The sequence below is a fragment of the Pantoea sp. X-Soil-MYKO-1289 genome (genome assembly GCF_059730625.1).
The window spans coordinates 125,132-137,784 of sequence record NZ_AP036005.1; the positions used below are offsets into that span (position 1 = coordinate 125,132).

At 53.0% G+C, this 12,653-nt stretch carries 13 protein-coding genes; 7 read left to right on the forward strand and 6 right to left on the reverse strand.

Features of this window, described 5'->3' with window-relative positions; all coding sequences use genetic code 11:
- Positions 1-53 precede the first annotated feature (53 nt).
- The 3 genes from AC6I7Z_RS19980 (at position 54) to AC6I7Z_RS19990 (ending at position 2,921) form a co-directional block, all read left to right on the forward strand.
- Positions 54-359 (forward strand): hypothetical protein, encoded by a 306-nt coding sequence (locus AC6I7Z_RS19980; protein WP_497815571.1) that lies wholly within the window; start codon positions 54-56, stop codon positions 357-359.
- Between the two features lie 208 nt (positions 360-567).
- A complete protein-coding gene (locus tag AC6I7Z_RS19985) occupies positions 568-1,245 on the forward strand; it encodes a GntR family transcriptional regulator (protein ID WP_497815572.1) in 678 nt (225 codons plus the stop codon).
- Positions 1,246-1,601: 356 nt separating this feature from the next.
- Complete coding sequence (locus AC6I7Z_RS19990) at positions 1,602-2,921, forward strand: NAD(P)/FAD-dependent oxidoreductase (protein ID WP_497815573.1); 1,320 nt, start codon at positions 1,602-1,604, stop codon at positions 2,919-2,921.
- Between the two features lie 203 nt (positions 2,922-3,124).
- On the opposite strand, the gene AC6I7Z_RS19995 is transcribed toward AC6I7Z_RS19990, so the two are convergent.
- From AC6I7Z_RS19995 to AC6I7Z_RS20010, 4 genes are all read right to left on the reverse strand, one after another.
- The gene (locus AC6I7Z_RS19995; RefSeq protein WP_497815574.1) at positions 3,125-3,844 is read right to left on the reverse strand and encodes an alpha/beta hydrolase; all 720 of its coding nucleotides are present in this window, start codon (positions 3,842-3,844) and stop codon (positions 3,125-3,127) included.
- Between the two features lie 132 nt (positions 3,845-3,976).
- On the reverse strand, positions 3,977-4,630 hold the full coding sequence (locus AC6I7Z_RS20000; RefSeq protein ID WP_497815575.1) for a LysE family translocator: 654 nt from the start codon (positions 4,628-4,630) through the stop codon (positions 3,977-3,979).
- A 225-nt stretch (positions 4,631-4,855) separates the two neighbouring features.
- Positions 4,856-5,911, reverse strand: a complete 1,056-nt coding sequence (locus AC6I7Z_RS20005; protein WP_497815576.1) for an acyltransferase family protein — start codon at positions 5,909-5,911, stop codon at positions 4,856-4,858.
- Positions 5,912-6,379: 468 nt separating this feature from the next.
- The gene (locus AC6I7Z_RS20010; protein WP_497815577.1) at positions 6,380-7,267 is read right to left on the reverse strand and encodes a cupin domain-containing protein; all 888 of its coding nucleotides are present in this window, start codon (positions 7,265-7,267) and stop codon (positions 6,380-6,382) included.
- Positions 7,268-7,366: 99 nt separating this feature from the next.
- Between AC6I7Z_RS20010 and AC6I7Z_RS20015 the strand changes: the two genes are divergently transcribed.
- The 4 genes from AC6I7Z_RS20015 (at position 7,367) to AC6I7Z_RS20030 (ending at position 9,797) form a co-directional block, all read left to right on the forward strand.
- Positions 7,367-8,113: an SDR family oxidoreductase gene (locus AC6I7Z_RS20015; protein ID WP_497815578.1), complete on the forward strand. Its 747-nt coding sequence runs from the start codon at positions 7,367-7,369 to the stop codon at positions 8,111-8,113.
- A 100-nt stretch (positions 8,114-8,213) separates the two neighbouring features.
- Complete coding sequence (locus AC6I7Z_RS20020; protein ID WP_497815579.1) at positions 8,214-8,846, forward strand: hypothetical protein; 633 nt, start codon at positions 8,214-8,216, stop codon at positions 8,844-8,846.
- 142 nt (positions 8,847-8,988) lie between these two features.
- Positions 8,989-9,618, forward strand: coding sequence for a TetR/AcrR family transcriptional regulator (locus AC6I7Z_RS20025; protein ID WP_497815580.1), 630 nt, complete (start codon positions 8,989-8,991; stop codon positions 9,616-9,618).
- On the forward strand, positions 9,615-9,797 hold the full coding sequence (locus tag AC6I7Z_RS20030; protein WP_497815581.1) for a hypothetical protein: 183 nt from the start codon (positions 9,615-9,617) through the stop codon (positions 9,795-9,797). Before AC6I7Z_RS20025 ends, AC6I7Z_RS20030 begins: the two co-directional genes overlap by 4 nt.
- A gap of 183 nt (positions 9,798-9,980) precedes the next feature.
- Here AC6I7Z_RS20030 and AC6I7Z_RS20035 read toward each other — a convergent pair whose 3' ends face one another.
- Both AC6I7Z_RS20035 and AC6I7Z_RS20040 read right to left on the reverse strand, forming a co-directional pair.
- Entirely contained in the window at positions 9,981-10,277 is a 297-nt protein-coding gene (locus AC6I7Z_RS20035; RefSeq protein ID WP_497815582.1) for a hypothetical protein, read from the reverse strand.
- Between the two features lie 170 nt (positions 10,278-10,447).
- Positions 10,448-12,637 carry a TonB-dependent siderophore receptor gene (locus AC6I7Z_RS20040; RefSeq protein ID WP_497815583.1) on the reverse strand — a complete coding sequence of 730 codons (2,190 nt, stop codon included), beginning with the start codon at positions 12,635-12,637 and terminating at the stop codon, positions 10,448-10,450.
- Between the last annotated feature and the right edge of the window lie 16 nt (positions 12,638-12,653).

A 12,653-nucleotide genomic window follows, 5' to 3' on the forward strand; every position in this document is an offset into this window, starting at 1 on the left:
ATGAAAAGCTGCCTGGCCTGCGCGGCAGGCAGCCTGATCGGGTGCGCATCACGATGTCAGCGAATCAAAAATTTTCTCTTGCCGCCCTGCATCACGTTGATGTGAGGGTGCATTTTTATTTCTGCTTGCTGGTTGCGGTGGGGTTGTCGCGAAAACAGGGACGCATTGGAACCAACCGGCAAAAAAATGCGTTCATTATGAAGTGGCTTAAGCGAGCACGTGACAACGTGACGTTTCAGCGTGCCGCCAGCGAAGAGATTAACTGGCTGCGCAGCGAAATTCTTCGCCATCATCCCGACCGCGATCCCGAACCGATGCTGCAGCTGATTTATCAGCGTGCCCGACAGTTGAGGTCATAAATGCGGGACAAAACACGTTTTAGCTAGCTGGCAAGATACCGCTTCATTCCCGGCGCTATGAACGCCTGAGTTGAACAGCGTATTTCGGCTCTATTACGCGGCACTATTATTTTTGCTGTATACAAACTCTTTCTGTAGGTTATAGCAGCATGGCTGCGTATTCCTTTCGTGGCGTTATCTGATATGAGTCATCGTCCAGGAGGCAGAGGTGAGATCAGGAAAAGCGGCGCTGTATGAAGATTTAAAACGGCTCATTCTCACTATGGAACTGGACCCGGATGAAGTGCTGGATGAGTCGAGTCTGACAGCCCAGTACGGGCTGTCGCGTACGCCGGTACGCGAAGTTTTCCAGCGCCTTGCGGGCGAAGGCTACCTTGAGATTGTTGAGAAGCGCGGCGTGCGCGTGATTCCGATGAACCATGCCTCGCTGCGCAATTTCTTTCTGGTCGCCCCGATGATCTATGCCGCTACCGGACGTCTTGCGGTGCAGAACTACAAACCCGCGCAGCTAAAGGCGCTGAAGGAGACGCAAAAACGTTTTCGCAAAGCGGCGCAGGCGCATGATGCCGCCGTGCTGGTGCTGGAAAATAACCGTTTCCATGAAATCATGGGCGAGATGGCCGCTAATCCCTACCTGCAGCCGAGCCTGGGACGGTTGCTAATCGATCACTGTCGCATCGGCCACACCTTCTACCGTCCGCAGAACGGCGATATGGAGCACCGACTGCAGCTTGCGGCCGATCATCACGATGCCTTTATCGCGGCCATAGAAGCACATGATGAACAGGCGGTGGTGGACCTGGTTTTCGAGCACTGGGAGCTTTCTCGGGAAAATATGGAAATTTTTATCGCCCCACAGGGGCTGAAAGCCGACCATCTGGTTTAAATCTTATTATCTGATAAACAGTTAGCTGGCAGCCTCCGTTGCCGGCTAAATTCCCTTTTCTGTAATAAACCGACCCCTTTCCCGGCATTTTCGCGGTGCTTTTTTCTCTTATTTAACCTTCTCGACAACTTTTTATTAATTTTGCGATACCGAACGCAAATGGCTTGTCAGGCCGTTGACGAACGCCCTTGGCACTCCATATTTTATACAACATGTATACATAAAAAATACATTTAGGTTTTATTCGCTCATCTCTGTTTACGTGGTCTGGCGGCTCGATGCTGTTGGCCGGAATAAATGGGTTCGCCCGGTTTCGCTGGCGAACAGCCCTACGAAAATGTACTGGAGTAACGGAATTGCAAAAGATCACTTCTTTACCCGCAGACGATGCCATGCCGGGATGGTTTCATACCAGTCCGGCGCGTACCCCACGTCCTGAGCATGTGGGACAGAAAAAAGCGCGCTGGGGGATCGTTGGCGCCGGTCTGACCGGGCTGGCGGCGGCGCGTCAGCTGGCGCTTAACTTCCCTGACGACGAAGTGGTGCTGATTGAGGCGCAGGAGGTGGGATATGGCTCTGCCGGGCGCAATGCCGGCTTCGCCATCGACGTGCCCCATGATATTGGCGCGAAAGATTATATTGGCGACGTTACCACCGGGAATCGGGTGCTCAGGCTGAATACGCTGGGGCAGGACTATCTGCGTCAGATTGTGCAGGAGAATGATATTCAGTGTCAGATGTCGGCGTCCGGTAAATACCAGGCGGCCGTTGGCGAGCAGGGGATTGCCATTCTGGAAGCCTATCGCCGCGGGCTGGCGAAAATCGGCCGCGATGCCGAGATGATCGCCGGCAAAGATCTGCCCGATCACATCGGCACCTCCTACTACAAGCAGGCGCTGTTTATTCCCGGCACGCTTCTGCTACAGCCTTCGGCGCTGGTGAAGGGGCTGGCGGACAATTTGCCCGCCAACGTCACGCTTTATGAAAATACCCCCATCACCTCGGTGGACTATGGCGACACCATCACGCTGATGCATGAGCGAGGCGCGATAACGGTCAACACGCTGATCCTCGCCAATAACGGCTTTGCCTCCCATTTTGGTTTTCTTCAGCGCCGCCTGCTGCCGACGTTTCTCTACGGCAGCCTGACGCGGCCGCTTACGGAAGAGGAGCAGGGGTCGCTGGGCGGTAAGCCAGTCTGGGGCGTGATCCCGGCGCATCCGTTTGGCAGCACCCTTCGCCGTACCGCCGATAACCGTATCCTGGTGCGCAACAGCTTTAGCTTTCAGCCGGACGGGCGTCCACGCGAAAAACATTTGCGGCAATTTATCAGCAATCACCGAAAATCTTTTGAGCGCCGCTTTCCGATGCTGCCGCAGGTCGATTTCGAATACACCTGGAGCGGTGCCATCTGTCTGTCGGAAAATCATGAAGGGTTTTTCGGCAAGCTGGCGCCCAACGTCTACGGCGCGCTTTGCTGTAACGGCCTGGGCATTACGCGCGGCACCGCGACCGGCAAACTACTGGCCGATATGATTGCGGGCAAGCGCAATGAACTGATCGATTTTCTCACCGCCTCGCCGGGGCCGAACCTCACACCACGCGAGCCGTTCCTGTCGGTCGGCGTTAATTCGGTTCTGAAATGGGGCCAGTTTCGTGCCGGTCTTGAAGTTTAAATGCCTTTATTGATATTCGGTTCTGGCACAGAGCCCGCTTTCCAGGCGGTGTGCAGTGCCTTCTTTTGCATTGTGACTCACTGACCTGACCCGCAGCCGGTGAAGCACAGTGCGCCGATTGTCGGCATTTAGGTCAATCAGGGCAGTGGGCTTAGTGTCCGCTTTGAGCGAAAAGCGAACCTGTATTACGCAAAAAACAAACATCATTTAATCCTGGGCAATGAAATGAACTGAGATATGGTTTCTCCCAGTCTCAGAAGGAAGTCGTTTCGCGATGGATGAGTTTCTGTTACCTGCGGGGGAAGCTTATCCATGAAGGTGAAGTGACCGGCATTCTCAGCTATGTGCAATTCAGAGGATGTATGCATGTTTAAGGAGTGATGAAGAAATATTGCCTGTGAAGGTGGAGTAATTACGTCCTTCTCACCCGCCCAAATCTGCAGCGGAACCTTTATAGAGGCTAATGACAAAGGTGCTGGAAAAAAATCAGCGGGTGGTGTCAAAAGAACAAGTCGATCCTGGATATTGTCGCCGTTAAATGAAACGGGCTCTCTGAAACTGGTCCATGCTGTAGCGCCTGCATGGATAAGTAAAATTACAGCCCCAAGTGAATGACCGACACCGGATACAGAAGCATAATGTGTGCAGAATTTCTCAGCCGCCAGGTCAAGTCGCTGGACGCGTTCTGTCAATTCAGTTCTTGTCGGAAAGGGCGAGGTCAATGGTTCGAAATGTGGCGCTACAACTGATATTCCGTGACGAGCAAATGTCTGGATTAGCCCCATATGCCGCAGCGGGCTGCCACCAAGTCCAGGGACAAAAAGAATACACTCTGTAGCATCCCTAACCTGAAATAAGGTCACATCAAAATTTTTCTTTGCAATATCAAGTTCTAATGTTTCTTGATTGACCCTTATGTCCATTTAAGTCCCCTTATTATAAGCAAAGGGAAAGATACCATTTCCAGTCGTTTAAAATACGCCTTGATGTCCGCTTCTGGCACGAAGCTGCCGGTCAGCTATAAGCGGACACTAAGCACATCCTTTAATGAAAACTTATTTTGCTGGTTTCGGTATCACACCAGACCCGCCTAAGAACATGCGGATGCCCAGGCCTACCATGACAACGCCTGTAAAACGCTCCTGCCATTTGATAAAGCCCGGGTGTTTACCTAACCAGTTTCCAAAGGTTCCTGATGCCATTGCCACTGACCCAAGGGACAAAATACCCGCCAGTTTCTGAATACTGCCCAGAACGAGCAGTTGCAACCAGACAGGGCCAGCGGTCGGATCGACAAACTGTGGAAGAAAAGCAAACATGAACAACAGGGATTTTGGATTAGTCAGGCTGTTCAAAGCCCCTTCTTTAACCGCACTCCAGTCTGAAATTTTGGCCGTTTTCCGCAGTCGGGTATCTGTGCCGGAAGTCGCAATCATTTTTATGCCCAGCCATATCAGATAAGCTGCACCCATCCATCTCAGCAGATCCAGCGCAACTGGCCACGCATGAACGAGGGTTAGCAGCCCTAAAACCAGGAAGGAAACCTGCACGAAACCTGCTACAAAGACATTGCCTAATACCGTCAGTAAAGCAACACGCCTTCCCTGACCGACTCCTCTGGCAATGGTCAACATCATGTCAGGCCCGGGAGAAATCTCCAGAAGGGTCAAGGCGAGAATGAAAGTCATAAGGGTTTCAACAGAAGGCATGGTGTTACGTCCAGACACAAGAGTTTTGCAACGTTACCTCACTCCTGCTAAAGCCGAAAGCGAAACCTGCTGACAAAATAAGAAGAGGGATGTTGCTCTGTTCTGAAGGTCATTTCCATAATCACGATGTCACCGGTTCAGGCTGAACATTTGCTCAGCCTGCGCAGCAGCGCTTTGATGTGACGCTGACAGACAACACGCTATCAGCGCTAAAAAGGAACGACGTTACGCCCTGACAGGTCTGTCAACGACACTGCCTAGCGCATTCCGTAGCGCCGGTTCGCCATATTTGCTGATGAGCCAAGCGATATAATAGAGCACGGCGACCACCACCACCGGCAGCGCTATCATTACCGCTTCATTCTTGATATAGACATTCAGCTTAATCATCATAGCGATCATCAGGTTTTCATGAATCAGGTAGAGCGCGTAACTGACAAAGCCGATGGCGGTAAAAAAGCGCACCGAAAGCCAGCGCTCCATCTGTCTGGAATAAAAACTGGCTATAAAAAAGAGCATGACCATTAATAAGGGTACGACTGAAATAACACCGTCGTGTTTAACGTAGTAACTGAAGTTAATCAGCAGCGCCAGTAATACCAGCAGATAGTGATAGCCTTTATCGCGCCCGTGCAGGCGTTCATAAACCAGGCAGCCCACCATAAACCAGGCGTAATGGATAAAACCGAATTTTGAAATTACATCAATAAGCAGGGGATGGCCAAGCGATTTCAGCACCGATGATGCCGAAAGTAATAGCATCGGCACGATAAGCGCCGGTAGACAATATTTGCGTCCAAGGGTGAAGTAGACGGCGCCGATAATCAGATAAAACAGCGCCTCGACATACAATGACCAGAACGATCCCGCCATAGAGCGGAACTCAATCCCGGTAAATTGCGTCAGGGTTTCTGGATTAATAAAGATCAGGCCGGGAAGAAGATTCTTGCTTTCCGTGGTAATCACTGACGATTCCGTAAAGAATCCGCCGGCGATATAGAGCAGCAGACTGGCGATTAGCATCGCCGGAAACAGGCGCAGCCAGCGCTTTTTCAGGAAGTGATTATAGCTGCGCGATTTATCCAGCGTCATAAAAATGACAAAGCCAGAGATCATAAAAAATAGCTGCACGCCTACCCAGCCAAATGCCAGTAGCGGAATATGTTGCGTCGTCGCCACGTAAGGTAATAGCTCAGGCCATCGTGCATAGGCGTGATAAGCAATCACCATCAGAATGGCTAAGCCGCGCATACCATCGAGATGCGTAATACGTGCGTGCATATATTCCCTTAGTAAAGAAAAATGGTGCAAAGTGTTAAAGCTAAATTAACACTGACGTAGATTTACACTCAACCAGAATTATCCTGGAAAAAATCACCTCATATAAGCGCTAATTAGGAGCTGAGAGGAATAAACGGGGTCATGCTCTGAACCGTTATGGCTGTAATAGGATTGCTGGCGGCAATCCTGCTGTGAGTAAAAAGCGAAAAATATCATTCGGCTGGCCTTCATTAATCCGATTTTTTTAAAAGAAAATTAAGGCCAGCTCCTTTTTTATCTGGCATTAATCCTGCTCGTCCTGTCGCTACCTTAGCCTGAAGCAATATGCCAAATTCATCTATATTAAAAATTAATTATCAAAAGGAGAGGGTGGCATGGCACAGAGAACTATTTTCACTTTATTTTCTCTTATATTATTCGGGAGCGGAATACTTAGCAAGCTTATAAATTAATTAGCAGACTTATAAATTATTCATATTTTACCGGCGGAATACCGGCATAGCGGGTAAATGCAACGCTGAACGCGCTGGCAGAGCGGTAGCCAACGCGCTCAGCGACTTCAGATACTGCCATGTTTTTACCGCGTAACAGTTTTTTCGCCAGCGCCATTCGCCAGGTCAGCAAATAGTCCATCGGCGCCAGGCCCACCGTTTCACGGAAGCGTACAAAAAACGCGGAACGCGACAGCGCTGCGGCTTTCGCCAGTTCGGCGCCCGTCCAGCGATGCTCCGGCCTGGCGTGCATGGCACGGATCGCCGCTGCCACGCGCTCATCGGCCAGTCCACTCATTACGCCGGGGCATGCGCTGCCGAGCAGTATCGATCGTAACGCTTCAATTAATAGCAGCTCCAGCAACCGTTCCAGGACGATCTCGCGCGCCGAACGTTGCGCACGGCATTCGTCCATCACCAGCTGCACCAGCAGCGTCAGCCGCGACTCACCGCGAACATGGATAACCTGCGGCAGCAGCGAGACGATCAGCCCAGCATCGGGCGCGTCGAAGTGGCAATAGCCAATCAGGGTGCGCACTTCGGCGGATTGCTCTGGATCGCCTATCCAGAATTCACCAGGCGCGAGCATTTGCGGCAGAGTGTCCGGCGCATCGGCTGCAGGCGCTTCGATGCTGCTCATAGAAAATTCCAGCGCGGCGGGGATGAGCACAAAGTCTCCCGCTTCCAGAGTGACAGGCGGGCTTCCTTTCATGGTGAGCCGGCTGCAGCCTTCCAGCAGCAGACAATAGAACGGCTGGCCGGTTTCGCTGCGCTGTACCCGCCAGCGGCCGTTGGCGCATACGCGCTTAGAGAAGGCCGCTTGCGGTTGTAGCAGCGAGATGATTTCAGCTAAGGGATCGTTCATTTGGACTCCTGCGAATGAATGCTGGACTGCGCATTATAGTCCGTACATAAAGCTGACTATATAGTAAACGCCTATCCCAACACCAGGCAGGAGTAAATTGTGAAAACGATATTAATCACCGGTTGTTCTTCAGGCTTTGGCCATGAAGCGGCGCGCTATTTCCTTGAGCGCGGCTGGAAGGTCATCGCCACCATGCGTAATCCACGCGCCGATCTGTTTCCAGATGCGGATAATCTGCGTCTGCTGCCGCTGGATGTCAGCAAGGAGGAGAGCATCAGGCAGGCTGTCGCAGAAGCAGGCGAGATTGATGTTCTGGTGAACAACGCCGGCATCGGCGTGCTTGCCGCGCTGGAAAGTATGGAGATGTCCACGGTGCGTGAGGTGTTTGAGACCAATACGCTCGGCACCATCGCAATGACGCAGGCTCTACTGCCGCAGTTTCGCGCGAGAAAAAGCGGCACGGTAATCAACGTCACCTCTACCGTGACGCTTAAATCTCTGCCCTTGCTGGCGGTTTATACGGCAAGCAAGGCAGCGGTGAACGCCTTTACCGAATCGCTGGCGCTGGAGTTACAGCCGTTCAACATCAATGTGCGTCTGGTTCTGCCGGGCCTGGCGCCGACCACGGATTTCGGCAAAAACGCCAGCTCGCGCATGGAAAACAGCCAGCCTGAACCCTATCAGCCGCTGCTGGAGCGCGTGTTTACCGGTATGCAGCAGCCGCAACCCACCACCAAAGCGATTGACGTTGCGGAAGCGATATGGCGTGCCGCCACCGATCCCAGTGCGCCGATGCGTATGCCTGCGGGAGAGGATGCGGTGGCGCTGATGCACGAAGTGGGTTAATCCTGCCCGTTTGCGACTGCCGCTCTGACTGTCAGCGGCAGCTCGCCCTTTCATCAGGACCTTCCTGCTGTCAGCCCTCGCCGCGGGTGCAGGCACTGGCATGGCATCAAGTTTTATGGCCCTGACCGTTCTCTGGCCCTTCACATCACCTCTCATGATCGCGCCTGTTCTTGCCGATAACAGCCCCATCACTCGCTATAGTAAGGAAAGTAAAATGACGCATGGAAAAGCCGCCTGGCTGTTGCCCGCCATAATGTTGTACGCCGCCGGAGCCGCAGCGGCCACGAGGGAAGAAATAGAGCGCTTTGAAAACGCCCAGCCGCCAGGCACGGTGTTGATCTGCCAGGGCGAGGGGAGCCTTTCGGCCGGGACGCATCGCATAACGGTCAGGAATGAGGTACGCGGAAAGATCCTCTCTTTTCAAGACGGGCGACAGCGCTCTCGCGCCGAGAGCATCGGTACGGTGGATGGCGTAGTTTACGCCCGCTATACCTATGAAGTGACCTCATGGCTGGAGCAGGATGCGGAGGTTACTGAACTCGATCCGGACAGCGTCCATGTCATTTTCCCGGAGAGCAAAAAGGAGGCCGATGAGGTTGCTCGCTTTGTTCGTGCCAACGGTACTACCCGCCTGCGATTTGAAGAGTTCGACGCCACCCACTTTCCGGCCTGGGAAATTGCGCCCGCTCCCGACGACCCAACCGGCATGCGCTATCACTGCAAGCCAGACTGATATTCGCTCAACGCCATAGCTGCCGTAAGGCAGCTATGGCGATCTCGCCCTCTATGAGCCACAAGGAGAAGCCAGATTTATACAGGTACTTTTAATTGTAGATTGATCGATCTACAATTAATCATCAGCATGGGAGAAAGAGATGAAATTATCCGTTGGCAGACCGCGAGAGTTCGATCCAGAGGACTTTCTCAACACTGCGCTGGAGTGCTTCTGGCAGAAAGGCTATCGGGCAACCTCGATGGCCGATCTGATGAAAGCCTCAGGTTTAGCCAGCGCCAGTATCTATAAGCTCTATCCCGATAAGCGAGCGATCTATCTCGCCGCCTTACAGCATTACATGGATGAGAGCGCCTCCAGGGGAGCGAAACGCGATGCGGATATGTCGCCAGAGACTGCCTTGCGTGAAATGCTCGAATTTGTGGCGCTTCTGTCATCTGCGCCTGATGGAGAGAAAGGCTGTTTTACCATTGCCGCCGCCAGTGAACTTTTGCCGGGCGATGAAGAGGTAAAGAGTAAGGTTAATAATAAATTCAACTCGATAATCAATCGGTTAGAAAAGATAATATGCGCAGGCCAGGCGCAGGGGCGCTTTCGCCGCGATGAGAGCGCGCGGGTCATGGCCCTGAGCATTTTTATGATGCTGGAAGGCATGCGGGTATATGGAAAAATCCAGCCAGACAGCGAGGAGCTGAAAAAGTGTAATGCGTTTATCGTCGGCTCGCTGCTGATAAACAGAGAGGCCGATCATTCAGTAAAGGCCTCAATATGACGGAGGCAGGCACGCTGGTGCGGCGTCGTAAAAGAAGAAAAATCATGGTTGTGCTTGAATGCGAAGAGGGCATGGCCCTGTGCGGCTGGGTCGAAAAAGGACGCTTTTTCAAAAAGCGTTTTCCGCTGTCTCAGCTTAAAATCTGCATGCCTTATTCCAGTTTTTGGCCTTTTACCTGAGCGAGGGTCATCATCAGCCACAACGGCTACCTGTCTCATGCCCATTATCTGTTATACCTCGATGCAAAGCGCAGGCGACATCCTGAGTATGCTGCTCCTGGTCTGACGCCAACTGCGATTGATGAGAAATTGCAGATAAAGATATCTTAAAATATGCTTCGGGTTATCTCTGGACTGTAACGCTTAAAAGTCCTCGATTTCTCTGAGGCCGCGCCAGCAGCGGCCTACTGACTCTGTCACCATCACGCCCGGCGCGGGGACGAACTCGGTAAGCAGATTATAGACGGCATTCATTAATTCCTCTCTCGACATATCTCCTTGATAAGTAAATATATCTCTGGGGAGCCAGTAGGTTTTATCACTGTCGTCAGCAATGCTGTGTCGAAATCCATTGTTGTTCATGGCGTTGCGCAGTCGCCTGTACTCTTCAGCGGCGTTTACTTTGCCACGGAGTTCTATTGAGATGTCATATACTGGCATGAGAACCATCCTTAACCAGGAGTTAAAATTAAAGTTTACTTTAATTTTGTGGTTGTGCCACTTTTCTTGCACGCTGTTGCAAATAAAAGCGCGTGAGGCTGTGGCCCGCTTAACAGGCTAAGGCTCACGCGCTGTGTCAATACGCTTACGGGCATCCTGCCCGTTTAACCTCAGAACAGCACTGAGTAGTTCAGCCCAAAGGTTCGTCCGCGCCCCTTATAGGTATAAAGCCCCGCGTCGCCGTAGGTCGGGCTATAGAGCCCCGGCGCCCGCTGACCCCACACCGTGGTGTAATCTTTATCCAGCAGGTTCTCTACGCTAAAGCTGAGTTTGCCCACCGGCAGCGCGTAGCTTCCCAGCAGATCCACGGTGTTATAGCCGTTGATTTTCTTGCCGTCCGCATCGGAAACGTCAAAGGTTTGCGTGCTCTGCACGCGCAGGTTCCAGTCTCCAGGCGCCCAGTTCAGCCAGGCGCTGACCTTGGACGGGCTGGCGCTGTCGATGGTCAGCTTCTCCCATTTACCCTCGACGCGTGTTTCAGATTTAATGACGTTGAAGTTAGAGCCGGCGCTCCATTCGCTGTCGTCAAAGAAGTAATCCACCTGGCCTTCCACGCCGTAAATGCGGCGCTTATCGTCATCCAGATTAATCGTCATATCGGTTTTATTGATGCTGATGGTTTTATCCGACAGCGAATAGTAAGCCGCCAGCTGGGTGCGCAGGTTATCGCCGGTATAGCGCCAGCCGAGTTCGTAAGAATCGACTTTGATCCCATCCAGCTTCGAATCGTTGACGTTAACGCTGTTGGTGAGATTGTAATGCCCGTTCGCCAGGCGATAGGTGCCGGAACCGTAATATTTGGCCAGGTCAGGGATCTCGAAGCCCTGCGAGAAGTTAAACCAGAGCTGCTGGCGCTCGGTCAAACGACCCAGAATGCCGGCATTGAAGAGCAGGTTATTGTAGTCGGTCGATCCGCCCGGCACCGCATCCGCCGAGTTGGCCTGGCCGGTGGCGATCGCCTGCTGCTGCGCGTAGCCGACAAAATCGTCTACCTTGTTTTTCGTATACTGATAGCGCACGCCGCCGCTCAGCGTGATGGCGTCGATGTCGTAGCTCGACTGCAGGAAGGGCGCGAGATTGGTGATGCTATAGCCCGGATAGCGCCCGACGTTATAGGCATTTTTCAGCGTCATGCCGCCGCTTTGCGCCGCGGTGTTCAGGTCAAAAAACTGCTGGTTGGCGTCAAAAGTCTCATGTTCGGCGTCAATGCCGTACGTCAGCGTCAGCGCGTCGACGGGCTGGCTGTTAAGGGTCAGCTTGCCGCCATAAAAATCGGTCTTTTGCTGCGAAGCGCCAATACTGGAGACGCGGTTGCGGGTAAGGGTAGGGAAAGGATAGAAGGTCAGGCTCTCGTCGCGATAGTAAACCTGCGCCACCAGATCCTGGCCGAAAAAATCGGTATTGGAGTACTGCACATTGATCAGATGGCGTTCGGTGCCGGGCAGGCGGTCGGAGTCGAGATTGCCTGAATTGTAGGCGCTGCCGGAGCCGGTCACCGCCGAAAAATTCTCGCCCAGATAGAGGCCATGCTTGCCGTCTGATTCGCTCTTGAAGTATTGCGTAGTGAGCTGCAGCTGCTGGTTCTCATCGATATTGAGCGTGCCCGTGCCCATCACATCCAGACGATCGGAGTACTGCAGCCCGGTCTGGGTATTATCGATAATCGCCTCGTTGCCTTTGCCGTCATACCAGCCGCCGTAGCGCTGATAGGCAACCGACAGGCGGCCCGATGCTTTCTCGTCGCCGCCGCTCACCGCCGCCGCAACGTTCTCATCATGATCGTTATGGCTGTTGAAGCCGCTTTTGACGCCGGTTTGCAGCTCCGCCTGTGTGCCCGGCTGACCTTTCTTCGTCACGATATTGATTAAACCGCCGGTACTGCCGCCGCCATAAAGCGAAGTCGCGCCTGAAATCACTTCGATACGCTCGATGTTGAACGGATCGATCGCGTCCAGCTGGCGGCTGTCGCTGCGTGACGAGTTAAGGCGAACGCCGTCCACCATTACCATCATCGAGCGACCGCGCATGTTCATACCGTAGTTGGTGCGTCCCTGGCTGCTGACGTCCATGCCGGGAATGAGCTGCGCCAGCACCTCTTTCAGCTCCTTGCCGCCCTGAACCTGCTGCTCAATTTCATTCTGCTCGATAATCCAGGTGGTTTGCGCCATTTGCGCCACGCTGCGGTGCGAGCGGCTGGCGGAGACCACCATTTGATCCTCTTTTACCTCTTCGGCCCAGGCGCCGGAAGAGAGCATCGCGAGTAAACAAGGATTTAAAACCCACAGATACGGCTGCTTCATTTTTTATTTTTTTCCG

Excerpts from the sequence above, each read along its gene's own strand:
- AC6I7Z_RS20025 (WP_497815580.1), top strand. The coding sequence starts at position 8,989 with ATGAAATTATCCGTTGGCAGACCGCGAGAGTTCGATCCAGAGGACTTT.
- AC6I7Z_RS20040 (WP_497815583.1), bottom strand. The coding sequence starts at position 12,637 with ATGAAGCAGCCGTATCTGTGGGTTTTAAATCCTTGTTTACTCGCGATG.
- AC6I7Z_RS19980 (WP_497815571.1), top strand. The coding sequence starts at position 54 with ATGTCAGCGAATCAAAAATTTTCTCTTGCCGCCCTGCATCACGTTGAT.
- AC6I7Z_RS20020 (WP_497815579.1), top strand. The coding sequence starts at position 8,214 with ATGGCATCAAGTTTTATGGCCCTGACCGTTCTCTGGCCCTTCACATCA.
- AC6I7Z_RS20010 (WP_497815577.1), bottom strand. The coding sequence starts at position 7,267 with ATGAACGATCCCTTAGCTGAAATCATCTCGCTGCTACAACCGCAAGCG.
- AC6I7Z_RS20030 (WP_497815581.1), top strand. The coding sequence starts at position 9,615 with ATGACGGAGGCAGGCACGCTGGTGCGGCGTCGTAAAAGAAGAAAAATC.
- AC6I7Z_RS20005 (WP_497815576.1), bottom strand. The coding sequence starts at position 5,911 with ATGCACGCACGTATTACGCATCTCGATGGTATGCGCGGCTTAGCCATT.
- AC6I7Z_RS20000 (WP_497815575.1), bottom strand. The coding sequence starts at position 4,630 with ATGCCTTCTGTTGAAACCCTTATGACTTTCATTCTCGCCTTGACCCTT.
- AC6I7Z_RS20035 (WP_497815582.1), bottom strand. The coding sequence starts at position 10,277 with ATGCCAGTATATGACATCTCAATAGAACTCCGTGGCAAAGTAAACGCC.
- AC6I7Z_RS19995 (WP_497815574.1), bottom strand. The coding sequence starts at position 3,844 with ATGGACATAAGGGTCAATCAAGAAACATTAGAACTTGATATTGCAAAG.